The 26,061-nt window shown below is 59.9% G+C and carries 23 protein-coding genes; 5 read left to right on the top strand and 18 right to left on the bottom strand.

Annotation, left to right across the window (positions count from 1 at the left end):
* Window positions 1-75: 75 nt before the first annotated feature.
* Window positions 76-1,029 (top strand): nitrogen assimilation transcriptional regulator NAC, encoded by a 954-nt coding sequence (gene nac / locus PH547_RS22215; RefSeq protein WP_457901769.1) that lies wholly within the window; start codon window positions 76-78, stop codon window positions 1,027-1,029.
* Between the two features lie 61 nt (window positions 1,030-1,090).
* Here the strand turns inward: nac and PH547_RS22210 are convergent, their stop codons facing one another.
* The 10 genes from PH547_RS22210 to PH547_RS22165 all read right to left on the bottom strand — a co-directional run bounded on the left by PH547_RS22210 (window position 1,091) and on the right by PH547_RS22165 (window position 11,271).
* Window positions 1,091-2,296 carry a pyridoxal phosphate-dependent aminotransferase gene (locus PH547_RS22210; protein WP_285169535.1) on the bottom strand — a complete coding sequence of 402 codons (1,206 nt, stop codon included), beginning with the start codon at window positions 2,294-2,296 and terminating at the stop codon, window positions 1,091-1,093.
* A gap of 150 nt (window positions 2,297-2,446) precedes the next feature.
* Window positions 2,447-3,214, bottom strand: a complete 768-nt coding sequence (locus PH547_RS22205; protein WP_285169518.1) for a 5-oxoprolinase subunit PxpA — start codon at window positions 3,212-3,214, stop codon at window positions 2,447-2,449.
* A gap of 31 nt (window positions 3,215-3,245) precedes the next feature.
* Window positions 3,246-4,241, bottom strand: a complete 996-nt coding sequence (locus tag PH547_RS22200; RefSeq protein ID WP_285169517.1) for a 5-oxoprolinase subunit C family protein — start codon at window positions 4,239-4,241, stop codon at window positions 3,246-3,248.
* On the bottom strand, window positions 4,238-4,945 hold the full coding sequence (pxpB, locus tag PH547_RS22195) for a 5-oxoprolinase subunit PxpB (RefSeq protein ID WP_285169516.1): 708 nt from the start codon (window positions 4,943-4,945) through the stop codon (window positions 4,238-4,240). The genes PH547_RS22200 and pxpB overlap by 4 nt, the downstream gene beginning before the upstream one ends.
* The gene (locus tag PH547_RS22190) at window positions 4,942-5,370 is read right to left on the bottom strand and encodes an acetyl-CoA carboxylase (RefSeq protein ID WP_285169515.1); all 429 of its coding nucleotides are present in this window, start codon (window positions 5,368-5,370) and stop codon (window positions 4,942-4,944) included. Before PH547_RS22190 ends, pxpB begins: the two co-directional genes overlap by 4 nt.
* Window positions 5,367-6,755 (bottom strand): acetyl-CoA carboxylase biotin carboxylase subunit, encoded by a 1,389-nt coding sequence (locus PH547_RS22185; protein ID WP_285169514.1) that lies wholly within the window; start codon window positions 6,753-6,755, stop codon window positions 5,367-5,369. Before PH547_RS22185 ends, PH547_RS22190 begins: the two co-directional genes overlap by 4 nt.
* Complete coding sequence (locus PH547_RS22180; RefSeq protein ID WP_283052452.1) at window positions 6,755-7,195, bottom strand: acetyl-CoA carboxylase biotin carboxyl carrier protein; 441 nt, start codon at window positions 7,193-7,195, stop codon at window positions 6,755-6,757. Before PH547_RS22180 ends, PH547_RS22185 begins: the two co-directional genes overlap by 1 nt.
* Window positions 7,196-7,493: 298 nt before the next feature.
* Window positions 7,494-8,468, bottom strand: coding sequence for a quinone oxidoreductase family protein (locus PH547_RS22175; RefSeq protein ID WP_285169513.1), 975 nt, complete (start codon window positions 8,466-8,468; stop codon window positions 7,494-7,496).
* Between the two features lie 289 nt (window positions 8,469-8,757).
* Window positions 8,758-9,198 (bottom strand): DUF4168 domain-containing protein, encoded by a 441-nt coding sequence (locus PH547_RS22170; protein ID WP_285169512.1) that lies wholly within the window; start codon window positions 9,196-9,198, stop codon window positions 8,758-8,760.
* An 822-nt stretch (window positions 9,199-10,020) separates the two neighbouring features.
* A complete protein-coding gene (locus PH547_RS22165; RefSeq protein WP_285169511.1) occupies window positions 10,021-11,271 on the bottom strand; it encodes a sensor domain-containing diguanylate cyclase in 1,251 nt (416 codons plus the stop codon).
* A gap of 564 nt (window positions 11,272-11,835) precedes the next feature.
* Between PH547_RS22165 and PH547_RS22160 the strand changes: the two genes are divergently transcribed.
* The 4 genes from PH547_RS22160 to PH547_RS22145 all read left to right on the top strand — a co-directional run bounded on the left by PH547_RS22160 (window position 11,836) and on the right by PH547_RS22145 (window position 16,525).
* Window positions 11,836-14,193: an Orn/Lys/Arg family decarboxylase gene (locus PH547_RS22160; RefSeq protein WP_285169510.1), complete on the top strand. Its 2,358-nt coding sequence runs from the start codon at window positions 11,836-11,838 to the stop codon at window positions 14,191-14,193.
* Between the two features lie 14 nt (window positions 14,194-14,207).
* Window positions 14,208-14,768, top strand: coding sequence for a GNAT family N-acetyltransferase (locus PH547_RS22155; RefSeq protein ID WP_104827514.1), 561 nt, complete (start codon window positions 14,208-14,210; stop codon window positions 14,766-14,768).
* 745 nt (window positions 14,769-15,513) lie between these two features.
* A complete protein-coding gene (locus tag PH547_RS22150; protein WP_104827516.1) occupies window positions 15,514-15,936 on the top strand; it encodes a hypothetical protein in 423 nt (140 codons plus the stop codon).
* A 4-nt stretch (window positions 15,937-15,940) separates the two neighbouring features.
* Entirely contained in the window at window positions 15,941-16,525 is a 585-nt protein-coding gene (locus PH547_RS22145; RefSeq protein ID WP_285169509.1) for an OmpA family protein, read from the top strand.
* 185 nt (window positions 16,526-16,710) lie between these two features.
* Here the strand turns inward: PH547_RS22145 and PH547_RS22140 are convergent, their stop codons facing one another.
* The 8 genes from PH547_RS22140 to PH547_RS22105 are packed head-to-tail and all read right to left on the bottom strand — an operon-like array spanning window position 16,711 to window position 25,978.
* Entirely contained in the window at window positions 16,711-17,688 is a 978-nt protein-coding gene (locus tag PH547_RS22140) for a helix-turn-helix domain-containing protein (RefSeq protein WP_285169508.1), read from the bottom strand.
* A gap of 32 nt (window positions 17,689-17,720) precedes the next feature.
* Window positions 17,721-19,232, bottom strand: a complete 1,512-nt coding sequence (locus tag PH547_RS22135; RefSeq protein WP_285169507.1) for a malonate--CoA ligase — start codon at window positions 19,230-19,232, stop codon at window positions 17,721-17,723.
* Window positions 19,229-20,650 carry a malonyl-CoA decarboxylase gene (locus PH547_RS22130; protein WP_285169506.1) on the bottom strand — a complete coding sequence of 474 codons (1,422 nt, stop codon included), beginning with the start codon at window positions 20,648-20,650 and terminating at the stop codon, window positions 19,229-19,231. The genes PH547_RS22135 and PH547_RS22130 overlap by 4 nt, the downstream gene beginning before the upstream one ends.
* 56 nt (window positions 20,651-20,706) lie before the next feature.
* Window positions 20,707-22,143: a carboxylesterase/lipase family protein gene (locus PH547_RS22125; RefSeq protein WP_285169505.1), complete on the bottom strand. Its 1,437-nt coding sequence runs from the start codon at window positions 22,141-22,143 to the stop codon at window positions 20,707-20,709.
* Window positions 22,130-23,140: an ABC transporter ATP-binding protein gene (locus PH547_RS22120; protein WP_285169504.1), complete on the bottom strand. Its 1,011-nt coding sequence runs from the start codon at window positions 23,138-23,140 to the stop codon at window positions 22,130-22,132. Before PH547_RS22120 ends, PH547_RS22125 begins: the two co-directional genes overlap by 14 nt.
* Entirely contained in the window at window positions 23,137-24,141 is a 1,005-nt protein-coding gene (locus PH547_RS22115) for an ABC transporter ATP-binding protein (protein WP_285169503.1), read from the bottom strand. The genes PH547_RS22120 and PH547_RS22115 overlap by 4 nt, the downstream gene beginning before the upstream one ends.
* Window positions 24,142-24,143: 2 nt before the next feature.
* Window positions 24,144-25,037 carry an ABC transporter permease gene (locus PH547_RS22110; RefSeq protein WP_104827523.1) on the bottom strand — a complete coding sequence of 298 codons (894 nt, stop codon included), beginning with the start codon at window positions 25,035-25,037 and terminating at the stop codon, window positions 24,144-24,146.
* A complete protein-coding gene (locus tag PH547_RS22105; protein WP_285169502.1) occupies window positions 25,037-25,978 on the bottom strand; it encodes an ABC transporter permease in 942 nt (313 codons plus the stop codon). The genes PH547_RS22110 and PH547_RS22105 overlap by 1 nt, the downstream gene beginning before the upstream one ends.
* Between the last annotated feature and the right edge of the window lie 83 nt (window positions 25,979-26,061).

Genomic DNA, 26,061 nt, shown 5'->3' with positions numbered 1-26,061 from the left:
CTGTTGCCACGGGTAATTGCGCCTTTTTGCCGGAGCCTACATGGCCTTCCCGCATCGACGCGCGTTGCAAAACAGATGCGCGTCTGCAAACATGCCCCGGAAGACAGAATAGTACCCAATGCCATGGATATCAGACGTTTCAAATCCTTCATCGCCATCGTTGACAGCGGCAGCATTACGCGGGCCGCCGATATCCTGCACCTCGCCCAGCCGGCGCTGAGCCAGCAGTTGGCGGCGCTCGAGGAGCATTTCGGGCAGAAACTGCTGATCCGAAGCCAGCAGGGCGTCAGCATGACCGATGCCGGACATGCGGTCTACCGGCATGCCCAGATCATTCTCCGTCAGATGGAACAGGCACAGACGGATGCGGCAGCCGCCGGCAACTCGCTTGCAGGACGCGTTTCGGTCGGCCTCGTGCCTTTCAGCAGTGCTGCCACTCTCTCGGTCGAGCTGCTGGCGGAAACGAGAAAACGGCACCCCGGCATTCTGCTTCATCTGACCGAGAGCGTCGGCCAGACCTACAGCCAGATGATCATGAACGGCCGGCTGGAAATGGCGCTGATCCACGGCATCGGGCCGATCAAGGGCGTACGGTTCGAACCGATCCTCAGGGAGGAATTCTATTTCGTCGCCCATCGCAATTTCGCGATCGATTCAGACCCGAAGCCCCTGCCGGTCAGCGCACTGGACGGAATGCCGATGCTGTTGCCGCCGGCTTATAATTTCGTGCGTCGGGCCATCGATGCCGCCTTCACGCGCAGCCGGATCAACCTCAAGGTCGTGGCCGAAGTGGAAATCGTGCGAACCCTGGGGCGCGCGGTTGGCAGCGGGCTTGGCGCGACCATCATGCCGAAGGCGATCGCCGACCGCATCGTGTCGGAATCGAGCGAGCCTCTTGTCTGCCGGCTCGTCTCGCCCCGCATCGAGGAAACGCTGTCGCTTTGCACGTCCGATCAGAGTTCACTGTCGGAGCCGGCATTCGCCGTCAAGGATATCCTTGTCGAACTGACCGAACGGCTAAAACTCTAGATTTGGCAACGGGCCTCGCGCCCACCGACCCGGAAACCGGGCCGGTGGGCACGATCCGGTGTCAGTGCATATCGCGGCAGAACTGGGCGATACGCGCGCAGCCCTCGCCAAGCATTTCCATACTTGTCGCATAGGAGATGCGGAAATAAGGGCTCATGCCATAGGCGGCACCCTGCACTGTCGCGACGTGATGCTCCTCCACGAGCGCCATGACGAAATCGACATCCGTCACGATCTTGCGTCCGCCCTTGGTCGTCTTGCCTATCAGGGCTGACATGTTGGGATAGAGGTAGAAGGCACCCTCGGGCTTGTGGCAACGCAGCCCTTCGACCTTCGACAGTTGATTGAGAACGAAATCGCGTCTTTCCCTGTAGATGGCCGCCCGTTCCTTGAGGAGATCTTGAGGTCCGTCGAGCGCCGCAATTGCCGCCGCCTGCGAGACGGTGGCGATGCCGCCGCTGTTCTGGCCGTTGACGTTGCTGATCGCCGCGATCAGCTCCTTCGATCCGCTGGCGCAATATCCCAACCGCCAGCCGGTCATGGCATAGGCTTTCGAAACTCCGTTCATCGTCAGGACACGGTCGTAAAGCCTGGGTTCGGCATCAGCGATCGTGCAGAATTCAAAGCCGTCATAGACCAGGTGCTCGTAGATATCGTCGGTCAGGATCCAGACGTGCGGATGGCGCAGCATGACGTCAGCAATCGCGGCCATTTCGGCGCGCGAGCAGGCGGCACCTGTCGGATTGTTCGGGAAGTTCAGGATAAGCCATTTCGTACGCGGCGTAATCGCAGCCTCCAGATCCTCGGGACGCAGCTTGAACCCCGCCTGCTCGAAGCAAGGCACTGCCACGGGCACACCGCCGGCAAACTTGACGATGTCAGCATAGCTAACCCAGGACGGAGTGGGAATAACGACCTCGTCGCCCGGATTGCAGGTGGCGAGCATCGCATTGAAGATCACCTGCTTGCCGCCGCCGGACACGACGATCTGGCTGGCGTCGTAATCGAGATTGTTGTCGCGCCTGAACTTTCTGCTGATCGCAGCCTTCAGCGCCGGCGTACCATCCATCGGCGGATATTTCGTCTCGCCGTTCAACGCTGCGGCGTGCGCTGCCTCGATCGCATGGGCGGGCGTTGGAAAGTCCGGCTCGCCGGACGAGAGACTGACAACCTTGATGCCCTTGGCGGCGAGTTCCCTGGCGCGCTGGGTCATGGCGGCGGATGCGGAGATGGAGACGTTTTTGAGGCGATCGGCTATGGAAGACATCGGCATGATCTTTCGCTGAGATGGGAAAATTGGTTGCCTTAAAGCACGTCACGATCTCTGGGATTCGCTCCTTGCGCTTTAAGCTCTTGTTTTTGCGCATGTCGTTGTCGCAAAACCGCTGCACACTTTTGCGCGACATGCTTTAGGCAGTCAGGAAGCAAGTTCGGCCGCAGGCGCGAGCGTGGCGCCGGAAGCCTCGATTTCGCTGCGGACAATGCGGGCAAGCTCCAAGGAGCCGGGCGTATCGCTATGCACAAGGATCGACCGGGCCGGCATGGCGATTGTGGTGCCGTCGATGGCCTCCACGGTGCCGTCGGTCAGGAAACGGCGCACCCGCGCCCGAACAGAAGCCTCGTCCTTGACGAGGGCGCCCGGCAGACCCCGGGCAACAAGCGCGCCGCTGGCGTCATAGGCGCGGTCGGCCAGAAACAGCGCCAGCGTCCTGAGTTTCGCGCGTTTTGCCGCCTTCTCGATTTCGCTGCCGGCCGTGACGAATATCACCAGGCGAGGATCGACGGTGAAAATGGCATCCATCATCAGATCGGCGAGCGCTGGATCGCGATTGACCATATTGCCCATGGCCGCGTGAAAGCTGAAATGACTGACCCTCATGCCTTGGCTTTTGGCGATCGCAATCAGCGCGCCGAGCTGATAAAGCATCTGCTGCCGCAGTTCGTCCGGCTGAAACGGCATCTCGCGCCGGCCGAAACCGGATCGATCCGGCAAGCCCGGATGCGCGCCGATCCCCACGCCGTTTTCCTTTGCGAGACGCACCATGCGCGCCATCGTGTCCGGATCGCCGCCGTGAAAGCCGCAGGCAACGTTGGCGGAGGAAACGATCCTCATCATCGCCTCATCATCGCATAGCCGATAAGGACCGAAACCTTCGCCCATGTCGGAATTCAGATCGATCTTCACGGCTTCCTCCTTTTGACCCATTCACTTGCCGTCAGGCCATCGCCTTCAAAGCGCGCTTGACCACCTGCGATGTCCGCCTGACATCCGCGACATAGCGGGCAACGGCCTGCTCAACCGCGCGTGCCTCGGCATGCATCGAGCGAACGAACCGCAACCGGCTTCCAATACGGGCTTGCCCGAGACGCCACAGGTCGCATTCGATGACGCCCGCGATCTTGGGATAGCCACCCGCGGTGTTGGCGTCGCTCATTTGGATGATCGGCTCGCCACCGGGCGGGACCTGGATCACGCCGGGCACGATGCCGTAAGAGCGCATCTCGACTGTCGCTGACGGCTTGATCGGTTCGCCGGACAGGCGGTAGCCGGTCCGGTCGCTGCTGGATGATATCCTCCAGGTCTGGCCCCAGAAGGCATCGCCGTCAGAGGCGAAGAGCTCATGCTCGCCAGCCACTATCGCCCGGATCGGCAGCACACCGTCGATCACAGCCGGGAAGACATCGCGCAACGCCACGGCCGGCTCGACGGCGGCGATGCCGCTTGATGGCAGAGGGAGTGCATCCGAAACCGTGCCAAATCCGATCCTGTCGCCCCTAGCGAGCGATCGACCGGCATTGCCGCCAAACCCTCCGCGCAGCGCGGTGCTGCGCGAGCCCATGAGAACCGGCACATCCAGCCCTCCACCGAACAGGATATAGGCGCGGGCCAATTTCGGCGGCTGCCTCAGCTCCAGGATCTGACCCGGCTCGGCGACGTGAGTACACCATGGAAGCAATTCCCGACCATCCAGCGTCGGATGGCCGTCCGCACCTGTGACGGCAAAGACGCTATCGGTCTCGAACCGCAGTTTGAACGGAAAGGTCTGAACCTCGATCGCCGCCGCGCCCTCGTCATTGCCAATAAGGATATTGCCGATCTTCACCGCAAGCGGATCCATCGCGCCGCTGGCCGAGACCCCGATGTCACGATAGCCGGGGCGGCCAAGGTCCTGGACGGTGTTGAATGAACCGGTTTCGATGATCTCGATCATAGCTCGATCCTTGCCGGCAGAAAGCGCACGGTATCGCCGGGCGCCATCAGAGCCGGCGTCGCGGAGGTCGGATCGAACATCTGCAATTCCGCATGGCCGAGGGAGTTCCACCCGTTCGGGCCGGTCAGCATCGCAACGCCGGTCTGCATTCCTCCGATCGTTACGCTGCCCTTTTCCATCCTCAGCGACGGAACGGTCTTGCGGGGCATATAAATGCGCGGATCAAGGCCGTGCAGATAGGCAAAACCCGGGGCACTTCCCAAGGCGAAAACGCGGTAATCGGCCTCATAGTGAATGCGCACCACCTCGCGGTCGCTCAATCCGCTGAAGTCGCAGATCGCTGGAAGATCGATCGCGTAAGCGCCGCCGTAGTGGACGGGGACTTCGATGATCTTCCCCGCCAGGTCGAGGCTCTCAGCATTGTTCCATGCCTCGAGAAGCCGGCCTGCAATGAATTCGGGATCCTCTGGCGTCTCCTTGAAGATCGCCAGGAGATTGGTCATCCCGGGGATCACTTCTGCGATATCAGTCCAGCCGATCACCGTCTGTGACAGGCCCCAGATCCATCGCTGGGCGGAGAGGTCAAATTCACCCGGCGCTTCGAGCAGGAAAGATCGAGCTCCGATGCAGGAAACCCGCGCCTGGCCTTTGACGGCGGGGACGATTTCGCGACGTTGCGCAAGGATGTTCGAATTGGCAATCATGAGTGTGGCTCGATCTCGAACAGGGGATCACCGAAACCGACCAGGGCATCGGGCTCTGCCAGTCGTTTGCTCAGCAAACCGGACCGGCCCGCGGGAATAGGAAGCAGGACGGAACCTATGCGGATGAAGCCGATAACGTCCTGCTCTGAAACAGCGCGAGGGCGATGCTGGATTTCGACGGGGGCAGAAGGATGTGAAGGGCAGAAGCGACCCGCAATCGGCGCTTTGACGGTGGCCGCCGGTGTCACGGCCAAGCCAGGCCGTGCATTTCCTGTCGTGCTGACTTGAGCGCCACCCGCCGCCGAAATCACGAGACGCAGATTTCCGCCAGGTCTCGAGATTTCAATTCCGTCTACTCCCGCGGCCGTCAAGGCATCGGCCAGGACTGCGATGGTCGCCGGATCGCTGAAGTCGATCGCGCTCATGTCGCCCTCCGATGCTGGAGCCATTGCTCCAGATAGTGGATATCCGTCTCGCCGCGGGCGAAGCTTTCATCCTCAAACAATGCGCGCAGCAATGGCAGGTTGGTGGAAATTCCTTCTATCCGCGTGGCGGCAAGGGCCTCACGCATTCTTGCCATCGCTTCCGTTCGAGTCGGCGCATGGACGATCAGCTTCGCAATCAGCGAGTCGTAATAGGGCGAGACCCGATAGTCGGCATGGATGTGGGTATCGACCCGGATACCCTCCCCCTCGGGAAGGGCAAGATCGGTGATAGTCCCCACCGAAGGCAGGAAACTGTCGGGATCCTCGGCATTGATGCGGCATTCGAAGGAATGGCCGGTACAGGTCACATCATCCTGGCTGGTTTCCAGGGGAACACCTTGAGCGACTTGTATCTGTGCCTGCGCAATATCGATCCCGCTGGTCATCTCAGTGACCGGATGCTCGACCTGCAGACGCGTGTTCATTTCGATGAAATAGAACGAGCCATTCTCGTAGAGGAATTCGAAGGTTCCGACACCACGATAGCGGATCTGCCGGCAGGCTCCGACGCAGACCGTGCCCACCGCCTTGATCGCCTCTGATGAAATTCCAGGTGCCGGCGCCTCTTCCACGACCTTTTGATGCCGACGCTGCATGGAACAATCGCGATGTCCAAGCCAGATGGCATTGCCATTGTTATCGCAGAGCACCTGAATCTCGATGTGCCGTGGATGTTCGAGAAACTTCTCCATGTAGAGCGCTGGGGAGCCGAAAGCCTGCCGGGCTTCCTCGCGCGTCAGAGCGATGGCCTCGTGCAGCCCGCCGGCTTCGGAAACCACCCGCATCCCTCTTCCACCTCCGCCGCCCGCGGCCTTTATGATCACGGGATAGCCAATTTCCTGCGCGATGCGTTCGATGGATGCCGGATCGTCCGGAAGCGACGTATCGGGGCCGGGCACGCAGGGCACACCGGCGGCGATCATCGCCCGCTTTGCCGATATCTTGTCGCCCATGATCGCGATCGAGGAAGCTTCAGGCCCAATGAAGACAAGGCCGGCCTTCTCAACGGCGTCGGAAAATGCAGCGTTTTCCGACAGAAACCCATAGCCGGGATGGATCGCGCCGGCCCCGGTCAGGTGCGCGGCAAGGAGGATTGCATCCTGATTGAGATAACTCCGGGCCGCGTTCGAGGGGCCGATGCACAGAAAGCTGTCGGCCGTCTTGCCATAGGATGCCTGCCTGTCCGCTTCGGAGCAGATCGCGACCGTCTTCAGACCGAGTTCGCGGCAAGCGTGCTGAATCCGCGCGGCAATCTCACCTCGATTGGCGATGAGAACCGTATCGAAACGCCGTTCCGCCAAAGCTTTATCAAGCGGCTCCGCCATCACGCAATCTCCGCCAGCACATCGCCCGTTTCGACTTCACCGCCATCGACGTCGGTCAGGCGCAAAATGCGACCGGCATGCGGCGCGACGATCTTGTTGAAGACCTTCATTGCTTCGATGATGAAAAGGATCTGTCCCTCCTGCACCGTGTCGCCAACCCTGACGAAACGCTCTTCGCCCGGCGCCGGTGCGCGATGCAGCACGCCAAAGAGAGGCGCCTTCACGGTAATGGTTGAGGCCGATGCATTTGCCGAAACATCGCCGCTCGATACGGCCGAACCAGCCACTGATTTATCGAGGACCTGCTCCGGAGCGGCGGAGGCCGTCTGATCCGGTGACCGAAAGATCCGTACCGTGACGTCCTTTTCCGTTACCGTCAGCTCGGAAATGTTCGATCGTCCGACAAAATCGATCAGCGTCTTTATTTTCGACAGGTCCATCAGAGTACTCGGTATTTCGGAGTGCCTCTTCGCGGATCCATACTTATGAGGACCGCGTTCGGCTGATCTCTTCCGTACACGATGGGCCGAACGATGGGGTCAGAAGAACTTTTGATGGCGCCTGTGATCCAGGAAAAGATCATCCGGCACCGCCGCCTTGCCAGGTGGCGCTTTTGCAGCTCCCGCCTGCAATTGGTCCGTGACGGCGATTAGTTTGTCCTTGGCATTGAGCGCGCCTACAAACGCGGGCTCCGCGTCCGCCTGGATGGCTGTAGCGGACCGCAGCGACGCGAACGGCTTACGGTGTTATGACGGCGGCGCCGACGATCTTGCGGCTTTCGAGTTCCCGATGGGCCGCAACGATGTCGTCGAGAGCGAAGATCTGGTTTGGTCCGACATCAAGGATACCGCCGCCGATCGCATCGAACAGGTCGGTTGCGCTGGTCTGTCGCTGCGCAGGCGTCGCCATATAGACAGGCCGAATCGGCCAGGTGACGTAGAGCGATTTCGGCGCCAGCAGGGACGGATTGATGTCAGGCGGGCTGCCGGATGCCTCGCCGAAAAGCGCCAGCACGCCACGCGGCTTCAGCGTTGCCAGCGATTTGAGCGCGGTGTCGCGGCCAACGGCGTCGAACACGGCCGCGACGCCCTCGCCGGACGTGATGTCTCGGACACGCTCGACGAAATCCTCCGTGGCATAGTTGATCACCTCGATGCAGCCGGCGCGTCGTGCGGCTTCCGCCTTCCTCTCATGGGACACGGTGCCGATAACGCGAATGCCGAGCGAACGCGCCCATTGCGTGAATAACAGGCCGACTCCGCCGGCCGCGGCATGGAAAAGCACCGTATCGCCAGCTTTGAGTGGCGCTACCTCCTTCAAGAGCATGCGCGCCGTTGTGCCGCGCAAAAAAGAGGCCGCGGCCTGTCTGTCACTGATCGCGTCGGGAATGTGCACGAGCTGGTCGGCGGGGTAGAGGCGGACCGTTGCATAGGCGCCGAGCGGGCCGTCGGCATAGACGACACGGTCGCCGATTTGTACACCAGTAACGCCGGGGCCGATGGCTTCGACGATCCCTGCGCCTTCATTGCCGAGCGTAGCCGGAAGCGCCGGCACCTTGAACGTGCCGCGCCGAAAATAGACCTCGACGAAATTGAGCCCGATCGCCGTGTGGCGGATCAGCGCCTCGCCAGGTCCCGGCAACGGAACCTCGAGCGGTTCGAGACTGAGCACCTCGGCCGGACCATATTTGTGAATGCGAACGGCTCGCTCCACCTTCGAACCTCCGTTGCATTATGGTCGGCATCGATGCCACCGACCGTAACGCTTTTCATTGTTCGACAGAGGTTTACTCGTGCCCAACTACGAAGGCTACGCGACTGAGGTCTAACCGTGGCTATACCAACGTTTAGGGGATACTTGCTTCACGCGCGGTCGCGGTAGCTGGCGCGGCAGAACTAACAATTGTGATCGTCCATTCCACCTGACCAAAAGTGGGGATCGCCTACGGTTATTCGCCGCTACCGCATTGTCTTAAGGTGCGCAGTGCAGTTCTCCACTCAGCTTACTGCTGCGCCGGAGCGGATTTCGGAAACTTGTCCTGAACTCTCTTAGCGAGTGTCGGATCGTTCTGAGCGGCTGTCAAAATCGCCTTATATTCCTCTAGCGAAATGCCCGGGGAACCTTCCACAGCCTTAACCATGTGCTCGCTAGCTTCGGTTTGCAGTTTCTGCTTTGCCGTTACATCGGGCGTTGCTCCTATCTTGGCCGAATATTCCTGCCTCACTTTATCGACCTGGAGATAGGCGACCGCAAATGCTTCGATTTTTTGATCGCTGACGGCTGCGGCTGCGCCATTGTCACCAGTCTGTCCTTGAGCCGCTGGCTGTTGCTGAGTCGCTGGCTGCTGCTGGGCCATTACCTGCGAGAACGATGGTTGGCCGAGCAACGTCAGGCTGAAAACAGCAGCAGTCAACGATAGGGTCTTGGTATAACGAGTGTGCATGTTCGCTCCTCTCAGATCATGCGGCGAAAGCGGCATTATGTTGCATTGCTTTGCTTTCGCTGTGGGCGGGCTCGAGCAACGATCAAGTCACAATGTGGCCTCGAGAAGGGTATCCCGTGATGATATCGGGGTGATCTGCTGTCCATTGGGGGGCGATTTTATGGCGGACTGAACCCGAGAGCGGAAATCTCACATGTGCGCAGGAGTGTGTCTTGGGGCCCCATGTCGGGGCGGTTTGGGTGCACACGCTTGCTACTTCCACATACCCACACTGTTGTGTCTTCATGCAAATCCAAGAGCTTGCCGCAAAGCGCGATCATCGGCTTTCCGATCCCGAGTGCATTTACCGAATGCAGCCGCTCGCAGAGCTATTACCGATGGCACGCATCGCATGCCACAGTTACGAGTTTGAAAACACCACGACAAATACTGCAGCCCAGAAAAGAGCAGACATTTCTGCAGCCAACAAAAAGCCCAGGGCTCTTTCACTCATAGGATCCTCCTCCAGCAACCTCCATTGCCTTAAGTGAAACTATAAGAGGATGAAGCTTTGCACCACCCATCGATCAAGATAAAACTTAATCCTTGCTAAGAAACCTTCGCGCCGATCATCGGTGGGCACTGTACCCTTCGATCGCCATCGTGGCTCTCAAACAGCCAGGAGAAGGTCTGCTGCCAGCGCCGGGGCCGGCTGCTGACGGCAAACATCGTCGGAACTGGGTTTCTAAAGGGCCTCTGAAAGCGCGCCGCGCCAGAATTACATCCCGTCATCAGCGGCAGGCCGCGGTCGGAAAGCGAGGTATTTGTTGTTTGGATGTGAGCCTACCGGAACATCACATCCAGATGCTGACGGTCTTGCGCGACTATCCGGCACGTGGTTTCGAATCCCTCTCCCGGGATGCTCAACACGAACTCCGATGGGATGCCCAAAGCAGTCGACACAACGAGGTTCGCACCATCAGGTCCGAGAGAACGGATCGTGCAATCGAAGCTTGAGTGCCTTTCGTTGAAAATGATTACCCCGGCTTTAAGCACCCGACGCCGCGCACTTTGGTGCGACCCGGAGCGAGCGGCGAATGATTCGCAGCGATTACGACCGGCCTGCTTGGCGTGATACATAGCAGCGTCAGCTTGGGCGAGAAGCGTATCGATGTCCTTCGCGATGATCGACATCGCGGTCACGCCAAAACTCGCGGTAACCTGCACCGTGTTTTCTGCAAGTTGGGCCGGAACTGCATTGAGCGCGCTGCGAAGCTTTTCAGCCACCTTAAGCGCAGCAGCCTGGTCGATATGCGGAAGGAGAATTGCAAATTCTTCACCACCCAAACGCCCAAGCAGATCGTCAGCTCGGAGCTGCTCTCGGCACGTCTCGATCACCGACTTGAGCACCTCGTCGCCCGCCGCGTGGCCATAGGTGTCGTTGATCCTTTTGAAGTGGTCGACATCGAGCACGATACACGCCACGTCATGATGATGGCGAGCCGCAAGGGAAAGCAGACGGCTGGCCTCCTCGTTGAAAGCGCGACGGGTCAGCGCGCCCGTTAGGACGTCGATGGCAGCCGACTGCAGCAACTCCGAGCGATCAATTGCGACGCCCGCAATCTCTTCCAGGATCGCCAGATCCTTGTTTCCAAATGACCGCGGCTGACGGTCGATGGCGCAGACGGTTCCCACGGTATGACCATCACGGGTCTTAAGAGGAACGCCGGCGTAAAACCGGATATGCGCTTCTCCCGTCACGGCAGGATTGGACGCAAACCGGGGATCGCGGCTCGCATCGGGCACGACGATCGGCTGTTCGCAGTCCACGACGTAGCGGCAGAAGGTGTCTTCCCTGGGAACCTCGTCTGCCGGCAATCCCAAACAGGCCTTGTACCACTGACGGTGGGCGTCGATGAACGAGACGATGCCAATATCGACTGTGAACACCTGCTTGATGAGGCGGGCCAGCCGTTCGAACCCCTCGTCTCTAGGCGTGTCTAATATGTCCAGCCGGTCGAGAGCGGCCAGGCGGTCGAGTTCGCGCCGCGCTGCCTCATCGGATAATCTTCCAAATGCACGTACAGCCGACATCGACCCGACACCTTTCAAAGCAGATTGCTATCCAGCCGTAAATTGCGCAGGGGAATGTCGTCAAGCTGGAGTCCGGACATGCTGTCGCAACGCTTAAGATTTTGCTGCCAACGAAGGAAGCACGTGGACGGCTGGTGGTTGTTCAAATATCGGGGTCTGTAGCCAAAATCCCTCTGCCACGGGCAAAGCTACACCTGCCGGCAGCATGTGGTTTCCAGCCAAGCTCCTGACAATCACAAAGCCAGCAGCAAACGCATATGCCGATGAAAGTCTCGGCGGCTGACCGAAAATGCAACAGGATATCTGCTCGCCTTGAAAGGAATCGGAACCATTAGCCAGGTGGTTTGTTGCCAGAACTATGTTTCAGAAGCGGCCGTTCACTCGAAAGGAGCTTATCGCATCGGACAGTCGCCGACGATCGATTTGCACGGAGAAATTCAGGAAGAGAAGAGACGCATGGCAAAAATGCCATTCTGTGCAAGTGTTTCGAACATCCGACAGCCTGTCACATCCTTGTCATGAAATGCGTCGACATCTCGTCCCAGATCAGGAGCGGGTACCCAAATGGATTATTTCAGACGTTTCAACTTTCTGTTCGCAACGCCGGCTTTCGACAGCGATGACCTGGAGGGCGCCCGCTACAACCAGATCATCGAGGAGATCCAAGGCTCCGGCTTTGAGGTGGTGCGCGCACGAAACCTCGAAGATGCGGAGATCGCCGTACAGACGGACGCCGCCATCGGCTGCATGCTAGTCGACTGGGGCAAAAAGGGGCTCGAGGGCAAAACGGCCTCCCTCATCAACCTAATGCGCCGGCGCGGCCTGGAATTCCCCATCATCCTGCTGATCCGCCGTAAGCGCTTCGAGGATGTGCCGGTAGAGGTCCTCGATTTCATCGATGGCTATGTCTTCCTATCGGAAGAAACGCCCGCCTTCATCGCCAAGAGCCTCATCAGCCGGCTCAAGCAATATGCCGAGACGCTGAAGACGCCGTTCTTCGGTGCACTGGTCGATTATGCCGAGGAAGGCAATCACCTTTGGACCTGCCCCGGGCACAATGGCGGCATCTTCTACAGCCGCAGCCCGATCGGGCGGGTCTTCATGGAGCATCTCGGCGAAGCGGTGTTTCGCGACGATCTCGACAATTCCGTGCTCGACCTCGGCGACCTGCTGACTCACGAAGGACCGGCGCTCGCTGCACAAAAGGAAGCAGCCAAAATCTTCGGCGCCGAGAAGACCTATTTCGTCCTGAACGGCACCTCCACGTCCAACAAGGTCGCGCTCTCCGCACTCGTCACCGATGGCGATCTCGTGCTGTTCGATCGCAACAACCACAAGGCCGCTCATCACGGCGCCTTGATGATCTCGGGCGGCATTCCGGTTTACATGCCGACCATACGCAACCTCTATGGCTTGATCGGTCCCATCGATTTCGCGTTCATGGACGAGGACGCCCTGCGCGAGCGCATCCGCACGCACCCGCTGGTGAAAGACCCGGAGGCTTATAAGAAGCCGCGCCCATTCCGCGTTGCTGTCGTGGAACAGTGCACCTATGACGGTACCATTCACAATGCCGAGATGATCCTCAAGCGCATCGGCCATTTGTGCGACTACATCCTCTTCGACGAGGCGTGGGCGGGCTTCATGAAGTTTCATCCGCTCTATGCCGGACGCTTTGCCATGGGCCTTTCCGATCTTGGCCCGGACGCGCCCGGCATCATCGCCACGCAATCCACCCACAAGCAGCTCGCAAGCTTCTCGCAGGCCTCTCAGATCCACATGAAGGACCGGCATATTACCGGCCAGAAGCGCCGCGTGGAGCACCGTCGCTTCAACGAAAGCTTCATGCAGCATGCCTCGACCTCACCCTTCTATCCGCTGTTTGCCTCGCTCGACGTCGGCGCACAGATGATGAAGGGCCGCTCGGGCGAAGTGCTGTGGGACGATACGATCCGCCTCGGCATCGAGCTGCGTAAGAAGATCCGCGCAGTACGACGCGAGTTCGAGGAGAAGGAGCATCGCCCCGAGCGCCGTTGGTTCTTCGAGCCCTTCGTGCCGGACCGGGTGGCGATCCCGGATGTATCGAGCCATGGAGCGGTGCATGAAGTGCCGTGGGAAAGCGTCTCTACCGACCAGCTCGCCACCAATCCCGCCTTCTGGCATCTGACGCCCGACGCGGCATGGCACGGTTTTTCCGCAATGGAGCCGGGCTTTGCCATGACCGACCCGAACAAGCTCACCCTGCTGACCCCCGGCTTCGACCGGGTGAGCGGAAAATACACCGAGCACGGCATACCGGCGCCGGTGGTCGCGCAATATCTGCGCGAAAACCGCATCGTCGCCGAAAAGAACGACCTCAATTCGCTGCTCTTCCTGCTCACCCCTGGCGTGGAGGCCAGCAAGGCCGGCACCTTGATCAGCGGCCTCGTCGCCTTCAAGAAACTCCATGACGACAATGCTTTGCTGGAGGAGGTAATTCCGGAATTCTATCGACGCCGGCCGGGCCGCTATGCCGGCGTGCGCCTGCGCGATCTCTGCGCGGAAATGCACAACTTCTTCCGCCAGGCCGATGTCAGCGCGCTTCAGACAAAGCAGTTTTCTGCTGATCACCTACCCCCGATGGCCATGTCGCCCCATGATGCGGCACGCTGCCTGGTTCGCAACGATGTGGACTATCTGCCGATCGACGCCATAGCCGGCCGCATCGCGACGACACCCTTCGTCGTCTATCCTCCGGGTATCGCGACCATCGTGCCGGGCGAGCGCTTGACGGAGCAGGCAAAGCCCATGATCGACTATCTCAAGATGTTTGAAACCTGCTTCAACACCTTCCCCGGCTTTGAGGTGGAGATTCAGGGGGTCTATCGCGAAATTGATGCATCCGGCCGCATCCGGCTCTATACCTACGTCGTCGCGGAATAGGCTTAGGTTCAGTCATGAAGCAGGAGAAAATAATCGTCATTCGCCCATCCCGGGAGACCGACGTCGATGCCATGTTGGCGATCTATCGCCGCCATATTCGCCGCGGCATCGAGGTTGGGGTGGACGATAGCGACACACCGCAACCGGACGATCTGCGGGAACGGCGCAAGAATTTGAAAGATCGCCGCTTCCCGCACGTCGTTGCGCTCGAGGGCGAGAAGGTCGTCGGCTATGCCTACGTGGTGCTGTTCCGCAAACGCCCGGCCTATCGTTACACCGTCAAGCATTCGATCTATGTGCATCACGACCATGTCGGCCAGGGCGTCGGGAGCCTGCTCATGCGCGGGTTGATCGACGCCTGCGCTGCGGCCGGCTTCCGGCAGATGATCGGCTATATCGACGCCGATAACGCCGCCTCGCTCGCCCTGCATGAACGGTTCGGCTTCGCTCGCGTCGGCCTTTTGCCGGCAGTCGCCTATCGTTACGGCCGATGGGCCGATACCGTGATGGTCCAGCGCTCACTCGCCGCTGGCTCAACCACCCCACCACCACCGCCTCCGCTCTCCACTCGCTGAAAACAACGGGATTGAATCTCTGGTACCACGCACCCTTGCGAAAGCGGGGCCGAGGAACCACAGGGCAAGCTTCGCATAACCGGAACTGAGCCACACAACTGAGGAAGACCCGGATTACGTGTTATACTTCTTCGGTACGCCCGCATTGGCGGTTCTTATGGGGGGAACAGACGATGGAGATGCCAATTTTCGTTCGCCTTCCGCTGGCCGTAGCCGGAATGATAGCGGGGCATTTCGTATCCCGCGACACGCTGCGCTTCGAGCTCCTGCAGACGGGTATTGCACTCGTTATGCTGGCTGCTTTCATAACGTTCCTGATAGCTGCTCCGTCGATCTGGCGCGCACTTCGAAGCAGGCGCCCGCCAGACAACTCGCCGCGATGAGCCGCATTGACAACCAAGTGCGGCAGGCCCGCACTGCTGCGGATCTTAGTAGCAACTCAGCTAGCGCCCTCATCCGACACGGGACACTTCTACCGACCAAAAACGAAGAGAAATCATCAAAACCGTATTTTACGGTATTTTACACATTTTCTCGCCACGCGAAGGCGAGCACCCGGGTCAGCCGAGCGATTTGGTAAGCCGAACATCACGAGACTGTGCTGCGTGCAAATCTGCCGCTCGCCTCAATGCAGACGTGTCCCGATCAGCGATACCGTAACATACTTCCTGGCGTCTGAGGTTTCAGGCAGGTTGGCGGCGTCTGTACGCCGACCCCGGCGTGCCAAACTCAGAGGGGGCGAAGAATGTCGAGGAGAGGCAATCTTTTCGCGGCTGTCATGCTTGCTTGTGTTTCTTATGGCGGGCTACTGCAGGCGGAAACCATCAGCTATGCGGATGCGGTTACGAAGCTTGCCGACGATTGCGGCGCCGATATCGGCAAATTCTGCAAGGGCCTGAACCTTGGCGGCGGGCGGATCGCGGACTGCCTCGCGCAGAACGAGGCAAAGATATCGCCGAGCTGCAAGACCTCCGTCGCCAGCGTCGTTCAATCGATCACTCAACGCGAGCAGGCGCAGAGCGCCTATAGCCAAGTCTGTAGAGGCGACATCGCCATGCGCTGCAAAGGCGTCAAGGGCGACGGATATATACTCGCCTGCCTCAACAAAGGGCAAAAGCGGGTGAGCGATAAGTGCAACCAGGCGATTACCGATGCAGGGTGGAGGTAAGACGATGTTACCGCGTTCCTTCAAGACATTCGTGTTTCTTGTTGCCATCGGCGTCCTGCCGGCAAGCTTCGCCTTCGCCCAGCAGGTGTCCCAACAACGGATCATTTCGGGCCTGGGCAAACTCAAGGCGAACGCCCCGGCCATCGACATCGAACTGTTGCGCCAGGAGGCCATCAACGGCGCGGGCAAGGAGATGTCGGCACTGCCCAACTGGAGCAAGATTGCCAAGCTTCCGCAGATGGTCGTCGAGATCAATTTCGAGAATGACTCTGTCGCCATCCAGCCGAAATCCTACCGGACACTCGGTATGATCGCGGATGCGCTACACCATCCGAACCTTTGGGCCTACAAGTTCCTCGTGATTGGTCATGCGAGCTCGACCGGGGACGAAAAGCACAATCTCGATCTCAGTCAGCAACGCGCCGTCGCGATAAAGGAAGCATTGGCAACCACATTCGCCGTCGACCCTCAAAGACTTTACGCCGTCGGCGTCGGCGAGGCTTTCCCGATCGAAGGATCCAACACCGAGGCTTCCAACAACAGACGCGTTCAACTCGTCAATCTCGGGGTGTTCACTCGCAGTCAGTGACATGAAAGTGGCGCCGACTTTCACAGAAGGCCTTCGGTGGGAGGTGGCTGCTCACCGCTGCACTTGACTGCTTCGCCCTGTCGCCGTCGCAACCATACCACCCGTGGCAGCGATCGCCCTGTCATTGCCCGCCATGCGGCGGTGACAGGGCAACCGTTGCGCTTCCGCCATTGCAACACTTTTGATCAGGCTCTGAACTTACGTCCCAGATCTGCACTTGGCGGAACGCCGAAAGCGGCACGATATTCCTGAGAGAAACGACCGCGGTGCGTAAAGCCCCAACGGAGTGCAATTTCGTTGACGGTCGAGGATGGGACGGCAGTCAACAGGTCATGACGCGCACCATCGAGACGCAACTGCCTCAAATAGGTCATCGGTGACTTGTTCAAGAAGCGGTGAAAATTAAACTGCAGCGTGCGAACGCTGACACCTGCCGCTTCTGCCATATCCGATATCGTGATGGGCATAGCGATATGCGCTTTGGCAAACTCCAGGGCTCGCCGAACCTGCCGTGGAGCAATTGTCTGCACTGGCGACCTGACATGAGAAGATGTGTGGCGCAAATTCTGCACCATCAGCAGGCCAAACATCTCCTGAAAGCTTGCAAGAGCGATTGGGGAAACGCCGATATTTCGATTGGCGCAAATCTCGTCTCTGAAGATGCGCATTAGTTTGAAAAGATGCTGTGCTGGTCCGGTGGTTAAATCCTGCAGGGGTGCGAATTCGAAGTCGCTGGGCAGAGGACGGTCGAAAATTCGGATAAATGCAGACAGCACCGACGCTCGAGTAATGCAAAATCCTTCTGCAATGCTGCCCGCTTGGATGCTGACCCCGGAATATCGATCAGCCATCGTCAGTAACCCGGTCGTGGGCGTGATCGCGTGACGTATCCCGCCCGTTGCCAGTTCGTAACAGGTTTCACGTTCGACAAAAAACATGAAGTCGTCGTTTTCGACTGTAACGGAAAAGGCGCGATCCGCCGAACTTGATACGGTCCAGCCGACCAAATCGGCCGTTCCATGGACACCGAATGAAAACAGGCCACGACGATCGGTACTGAGGGGTCGATAGAAATTATTCGGCTTTTTGTCAGTAATCCACTGAGCAACTTCACCAGTTGTGAGTGATGTCGGCTCTAGCGTGATCTGGATAATCTCTGTCAATGTGCCCCCTGCCACTGGCAAAAACTCCGGCTTTAAGCTTGAAAAAGTCCCGAGTAAGCATCGCGCAGCACGTTCTTTTGCACCTTGCCCATGGTGTTGCGCGGCAGCTCATCGACGATGATGATGCGTTTTGGCTGCTTATATCGTGCGAGGCGATCCCGCAGCCCTTCCAGCACCGCCGTCTCGTCGATCGCCGCGCCCGGCTCTCGCACGACGACTGCGGTCAGGCCTTCTCCGAGATCGGGATGCGGCACGCCGATGACGGCGCTCTCGACTATGCCGGGCAACTGATCGATCTCGCTCTCGATCTCCTTCGGATAGATGTTGTACCCACCGGAGATGACGAGATCCTTGCCCCGGCCGACGATGTGCACATAGCCGCGCTCGTCGATCTTGCCGAGATCGCCGGTGATGAAGAAGCCGTCGTCGCGAAACTCGGCTTTGGTTTTTTCGGGCATGCGCCAGTAGCCCTTGAAGACGTTCGGCCCCTTCACTTCGATCATGCCCGTGTCGCCATCCGCAAGCGGCGCCCCCGTTTCCGGCTGCGTGACGCGCAGGGAAACGCCGGGGAGAGGGAAGCCAACGGTGCCAGCTACGCGCTCCCCGTCATAGGGGTTCGAGGTGTTCATGTTGGTCTCGGTCATGCCGTAGCGCTCGAGGATCGCATGGCCCGTCGTTTCGGAAAACAACCTGTGCGTCTCGGCAAGCAACGGCGCTGAGCCCGAGATAAACAGCCGCATCCCCGAGGTCACGTCGGCGCTCAGGCCGGGATGCTGCACCAGCCGGACATAGAAGGTCGGAACACCCATCAGCACCGTCGCCCGGGGCATCAGCCGCAACACCTCGTCCGCGTCGAATTTGGGCAGCAGATACATCGAGGCGCCGGCGAGCAGGGTGACATTCGATGCCACGAAGAGGCCATGGGTATGGAAGATCGGCAGCGCATGGATCAGCCTGTCGCCGCTCTCGAAACGCCAGTGATCGCGCAGCGTCACCGCATTCGACAAGAGATTGTCATGCGTCAACATCGCGCCCTTCGAGCGCCCCGTCGTGCCCGATGTGTAGAGGATCGCCGCAAGATCGTCCGGACCGCGCGCTACGTCGGTGAATTCGGCCGGACCGTCCGCCAGCGCCGCCATGAGCGATCCGCCTCCTGCCTCGTCGAGCGTTTCGAGACGGGCGCCGTATCGGGCGGCAACGGGTCCCAGCCCCTCGCGGGTTTTCGGAGACACGACGACCAGCCGGGGTTCGGCATCGCCGATGAAATAATCGAGCTCGGCAAACGTATAGGCGGTGTTGAGAGGAAGATAGACGGCACCGGCCCTGAGGCAGGCGAGATAAAGAAGCAAGGCCTCCGGGCTCTTTTCGACCTGCACGGCAACCCGATCACCTGGCTTGACGCCCATCGCCGCCAGGGCCGCAGCGAGACGCCCCGACTGCTCGATCACATCGCGGTAGCGCCAGACCTTTCCATCTGATGTCTCGATGAAGGCTGCATCCGGCTTGGCGTTTTGGCGGACGGCGTCAAAAAGATGGTTGGTCACTTGGAAGTCTCCTTTGGACGGGATTGGCCATGAGCGGGCGAACGGGCGGGCTCGCCGGCCGGAAAGATAGGACGGCGGGTGGGTTCCGCCGTCAGCAGGCGCTTGACGGCCGGATTTGCGGCAACCTCGCCCAGATTGACGAAATTCTCGTGGTTCGCTTCGATATCGTCCTGTTTGTAAAAATAGTTCACCATCAGTCCCAGCCCGCGCTTGAGGGCCTGGGGAGAGCGGTCCGCCAGAAAATTGATCCGTTCCAGCCGGGCGCCGTTGCCAAGATGGAAGCGTGCAACAGGATCGATGACCCGCCCGCTCCGATCGCGGGCCCTGAGGAAATAGAATGCGGCGGCTCGACCAAGGATCGGCTGCAGCGTCTTCAGAAGCTCCAAGCGATCCCCCTCACCGAGCGTATCGAGCGCGGCGAGGGCCTCGCGATCGCCAGCGTCGAGGACCGCGAGCCGATCGGACCGCCGTTCGGCGTCCAGCCATGCGGCAAAACCTGGAACGGGAGAGAGGGTGACGAAGGTATCGAGCTTCGGAAACTCATGGCGGAGATCCTCCACCACCTGTTTGATCAGGAAATTGCCGAAAGAGATGCCGCGCAAGCCTTCCTGGCAATTCGAGATCGAATAGAACACTGCCGTCGTCGCCTCGGCGGCCGGGATATGGAGGCGATCCTCGCGCAGGAGATCGTCAATTGCGCTGGGAATGGCGCGCGTCAGCGCAACCTCGACGAAGATCAGCGGTTCATCAAGCAGGCGCGGATGGAAGAAGGCGAAGCAACGCCGGTCCGTGGGCGCAAGCCGCCGGCGCAGATCATCCCACCCCCGGATCTCATGAACGGCTTCGTAGCGGATGATCTTCTCGAGAATATCGGCCGGCGTCGACCAGTTGATGGCGCGAAGCTCCAGAAAGCCGCGATTGAACCACGAGCCAAGCAAATGCGCGAAATCTGCGTCCAGCGCCTCCAGCTCAGGATATTGCACCTTCTGGGCCAGCAGTTGCCGGCGCATGTCCACGAGTGTCGCGGTGCCATCCGGCGAGAGATTGAGCCGCCGTATCAGCTCCTGCCTTCGCGGCTCGGAAGCTGCGTTCAGTTCGACGACGGATTGGGCGCTGGGGTTCGACCGGTAGGCCTCGATGGCGCGATCAAGCCGATTGGCATCGGGGCCAAAGCGCGACAGAAGCAGCAGGGAGAAGGCAAGCCTTGACGGCTCATCCAGAGCGCGCCAGCGATCGAGTATGTCTCTCGCCAGTGCCATGCCGGAGGCTTCGCCCCTGCCTGAAAGCAGGATATCGCAGAGATCGCCGAGAGCTGCCATCGGATCGGCTTGCTCGTCATAGCCGCCAAGGGACAGCAAACGTCGTCCGCGATCGGCAATTGCCGCAAACAAATCACTGAGCAGAGATGTCGAATTCATCTGTTTCTCCTGTTTGACCATGCTTTGTGATCAAATGGCTCCACAGTGAGCCGGCTTCAGTTCCAATCTTTGAACAGGGCGTGGATGTCGCGATCCGGGTGGCTATCGCATTCTATTCTATCGCCGATGAACGCGAGACGATTACGCTCGTTGAAGGCCTCCCAGGGAACTTCATGCTTCTTAATGAAGTCGCAGACGATCCGATGGAAATCCCCGTCCGCTTCTGTCGGAATGCCCCAGGCGGCTGCCAGGTCGGAGAGATGCGGGACATAACCGGCGAAGGGGCCTTGACGATCAGGCCGCTCATATCGGTAGACCCACGTTGGTGCGCCGTCCGCGACGCGACGCCGGGCCAGGCGCAATGAAGGCAATTCATACTCTTCAGCCGTCAGCAGAACCAACCGTCTTCGACGCCAGTCGAGACTCGGCATAAGCCGCGCGAGATCCGCGTCTATCTTTGCCATCCGTTCCTTGGAAAGATGGGCAAGCATGCCACCCGCCCATACCTGGTTGGGCTCCTGATCCGCAACCATCGGATAGCACTCATCCCGGCAGGTTCCCAAGAGCATTGGGACGGATATCGCCTGCCCGCCTTCGACCGCCGCGATAGGAGCCGAGGGAAGAAGCGAATTGCCATAAACCGGCCTGAGCGGAAAACGCCTCGCAGCTTGCGCCAGCACCGCCTCCTGCATCGTCAGAATTCTCTCCCAGGGAGCATCGATCCATGGACTGTCCGTGTGCGCCATTTCCTTGACAAAGCTGGCGGCTTCCTCACGGGTAAACACGGTATCTGCGCCCCCCGACATCGAGATCGCCGCATGAAACAGCCCCTTCGCGGCTGGCGTAGCGGTCAGCACGCAGACGTTTTTCGCACCGGCAGATTCTCCGCCGAGCGTCACGCGCTGAGGATCCCCGCCGAAGAATGCGATATTGGACTGCACCCAGCGCAGAGCGGCCAACTGATCCCGCAGCATGGGATTGACGGTATCGGCATAATCTCCGCCGAACAGGGATTCCGTGTCCAGCAGGCCCAGCAGCCCCAATCGGTGACCGACAGTGACGCAGACGATGCCGTTGCGTGCGAAGCTCGTGCCGTCGTAGATCGGCCGGGAAGTTCCACCGATGAGCTGCGACCCGCCATGCAGCCAGACGAGAACCGGGAACGGGCCGGGTCCGCTTGGCGCGAAAACGTTGAGATATAGGCAATCCTCGTCCATGGGCCGCGCCGGCATGGCGGCCGGATCACCTGGAAAGAAACCCTTATCCCGAGATTGTGGCGCCACTGGCGCGAATGCGGCGGCATCACGTATACCGTCCCAGTGCTCCGGTGCCTCCGGCGGACGCCAGCGACGGGCTCCAATCGGAGGCGACGCATAGGGTATTGCCAAAAATCGATTGACGCGCCCATCGGAGCGCCCCCGCAGCTTGCCTTGGGGCAACGCGATATTTGCTGCGTCGCTCGCAGTGGAAGTATGAAGATCAGACTGTGGCATGCTGGCTTGCCGGGCTCGCTGGAAAATCGAAATGACAGGCGACCCGGTGATCCCTTCCAACCGACCGGAGTTCGGGGACCTCGCTGCGGCAACGCTCCGTCGCAAAGGGGCAGCGGGTGTGGAAACGGCATCCCGAGGGTGGCTTGACCGGGCTTGGAATGTCGCCGCGCAACAAGATGCGCTGTCGTTTGTCCGCAGCGGCAACGACTGGAACGGCCGACAGGAGGGCCTGGGTGTAGGGATGCTGTGGGGAACCGAAGATCGCCTTGCGCTCTCCCTCTTCCACCACCTTGCCCAGATACATCACGGCAACCCGATGCGTCAGATGCTCCACGATGGCGAGATCGTGACTGATGAAAAGCAGCGACAGCCCGGTCTTGCGCTGGATATCCTGGAGCAAGTTGACGATCTGCGCCTTCACCGACACGTCAAGCGCGGAGACCGCTTCATCGCAGACGATCAGTTGAGGGTTTGCGGCGAGAGCGCGGGCGATGGCGATACGCTGACGTTGCCCGCCCGAGAACTGGTGCGGATAGCGCTGCGCGGCGTCCTTGGGCAAGCCGACCATATCCAGCAACGTGGCAATCCGTTCGTCGATCTCCGCCTTGGTTGTCGCGACCGCGAAATTCATGATCGGTTCGGCAAGCGTCGCCCCGACGGTATGGCGCGGGTTCAGGCTTGAAAACGGGTCCTGAAAGATGATCTGCACCTTCGAGCGGAATGTTTTCAGGGCCTGGCCGGAAATCGCATCGACCCTTTCTCCATTCAGCAGGATCTCACCGCTCGTCGGCTCATGCAGCCGCACCACGGTCTTGCCGAGCGTGGATTTGCCGCACCCGCTCTCACCGACGACAGAGAGTGTTTCCCCGGCCCTCAGCATCAGGCTGACATCGTCCATGGCATGGACGGTCGAGGTAGGCCGGCCCCAAAAATTGGGCGCGATCGGATAATGCTTGCGCAGCGAGCGCAATTCGAGAAGCGGCGGTCCGCCGATCATGCCTGGTTTCCTCCTTGTACCTTGTGACACGCCACCTTATGGGCCGGCCGTTTGGCCTCGAACACCGGCACCTCCATTCGACATTGCTCCGCAGCCAGCGGACAGCGCTCGGCAAAGGCGCAGCCGGCGAGACGTTTGCGCAGGCTCGGCACCTGGCCGGGTATCTCCTGCAGGCGCTGCGGGGCGTCGTCACGAAGCGACGAACCCAATTGCGGTATGGTGGCGAGAAGCCCTTGCGTATAGGGATGCAGCGGGTTCTGGAACAACTCGGAAGTAGCCGCCTCTTCGACGGTTCGTCCCGCATACATCACGATGATCCGGTCGGCCATTTCCGCTACTACGCCGAGATCGTGGGTGATCAGAATGATGGCCGTTCCTGTCTTCTTCTGCAGCCCGCGCATCAGATCGAGAACCTGAGCCTGGATCGTCACGTCCAGCGCCGTTGTCGGTTCGTCGGCGATCAGAAGACCAGGCTGGCATGCAAGCGCCATGGCGATCATCACGCGCTGGCGCATGCCGCCGGAAAGCTGGTGCGGATATTCGTCGATCCGACGTTCAGGCGCCGGAATATCCACCAGTTTCAACATTTCGACAGCACGTTCCCGCGCCGCCCGTTTTGACAGGCCCTGGTGCAGGATGAGCGTTTCCATGATCTGCCGCCCGATCGTCAGCACCGGATTAAGCGAGGTCATCGGCTCCTGAAAGATCATGCCGATATCGTTGCCGCGTATGCGGCGCATCTCCTTTTCATCGAGCGACAGCAGATCGCGGCCCATGAAATCGATATGGCCGGCATTTCTGGCGTTTCGGGCGGAAAGCAGCCGCATGATGGAGAGCGACGTCACCGATTTACCCGATCCGGATTCCCCGACGATCGCCAGGGTCTCGCCGGAATTAAGCGAAAAGGAGACGTCTTCGACGGCTCGAACAGCGCCGCCATCATCGCCGCGAAAATGCGTTCTGAGATTTCGAATTTCGAGAATTGGCGTTTGACTATCCATGGTCACGTCCTATTGGCCGCACGCGGATCGAGAGCATCGCGAAGGCCGTCACCGAGCAGGTTCACCGCGAGCACCGTGATCGACAGAAATGCCGCCGGAAACAAAATGATGTAGGGCTTGAGCTGCCAGAGCATCCGGCCTTCATTCATGATACCGCCCCAGCTCGGAACCGACGGCGGCGTGCCGGCGCCGATGAAGGACAGGGCCGCCTCCGTGATCATGGCAGCGGAACAGATATAGGTGGCCTGAACCATGACCGGTCCGAGCGTGTTGGGAAGAATGTGCCAGAGGACGATCCGCGGCATCGAACAGCCCGACGCAATTGCGCCATCGACAAAAGGCTGTTCGCGTATGGAAAGCACCAGGCCGCGCACCAGCCGACTCATACGCGGAAATTCCGCAATCGTGATCGCGATGACGACGTTGACGACCGAACCGCCGAGCGCCGCCATCAGTGCGATGGCGAGCAGGATGGGCGGGATCGACATCAGTCCGTCCATGATCCGCATCAGAACGGAATCGAGCTGTCGGTAAGCGCCGGCAACAAGACCGGTCGCAAGCCCAAGGAATGATGCGCAGATGGCAACGCAGAATCCGACCAGCAACGAGACTCTCGCTCCGTAGAGAACGCGGGAATAGAGATCGCGGCCCAGCGTATCGGTACCGAACCAGTAGATCAGCGACGGCTCGCGGTTGCGCTTGATCGGTGAGACAAATCCGGGATCGATGGTTCCGAGCAGCGGCGCCAGGACAGCGATGGCGACAAGAAGCAGAAGGAGCCCGCCGCCGATGACGATCGTCGGATGCTTGTGCAGCAGCGTGCGCCAGCGCCCATATTGCTTCGGCGTCGGAAATAGATCCGGCAGATGCTCGGTGTGTTGGATATTCGTGCTCATCAGTAGCGCACCCTCGGATCAAGCAGCGTGTAGAGAAGATCGATCCCGAGATTGATCAGCACGTAGCCCATGCTGAACAGCAGCACGACGCCTTGGATGACCGGATAGTCGCGCCGCAGGATCGCATCGACCACCAAGCGCCCCACTCCAGGGATGGCGAAAACGGTCTCGGTCACGACCGCGCCGCCGATCAGCATGGCTATGCCGAGACCGATTACGGTTACGACGGGCACGGACGCATTCTTGAGGGCGTGCAGGAAGAGGACCGGGGCGGCACCAAGACCCTTGGCGCGGGCCGTGCGGATATAGTCCTGCGAGAGCACATCGATCATCGACGTCCGCGTGATGCGCGCGATCAGGGCGATATAGACGCAAGACAGCGCCATCGCCGGCAGGATAAGATTTCGAAGGAAAGACAGGACACCGTCGGCAACGGGCGAATAGCCCTGCACTGGCAGCAGATCGAGGCGGATCGCAAAGACATAGCTCAGCAGATAGCCGATGACAAACACCGGCACGGAAAAGCCGAACACAGCAATGGCCATGACCAGGCGATCGACCCAAGTCCCCTGCCATGCCGCCGCAAGTACGCCGAGCGGAACCGCGATCGTGACCGAGATGATGAGCGTGAGCCCCATCAGCGACAAGGTCGGTTCCAAACGCTGAGCGATGAGCGTCGAGACGGGAAGTTGCGAGAAGATCGAGACACCCAGGTTTCCCCTGAGAACATGCCCGATCCATTCCAAGAAACGCCACAGCATCGGTTCGTCCAGCCCGAGGCTGTCGCGGATACGCGCGATCTCTGCTGGCGATGCCTGGTCGCCGGCAATCAACGCAGCAGGATCGCCCGGCGCCAGGTAAAGCAGGCTGAAGACGAAGAAGGCGACGAACAGCATGACCGGTATGGTCGACAGCACGCGCTTGATGGCAAAACTGAACATTGACTTTCCTCACAGCCATGACGGGGAACCGGTTTTGCATCGGTCCTGTTCACCGCACATTCGCAATCGGTCGCAGCCTGACG

Source organism: Rhizobium cerradonense (genome assembly GCF_030182455.1).
Lineage (GTDB): Bacteria > Pseudomonadota > Alphaproteobacteria > Rhizobiales > Rhizobiaceae > Rhizobium.
This window is presented reverse-complemented; position numbering and strand designations above follow the sequence as displayed.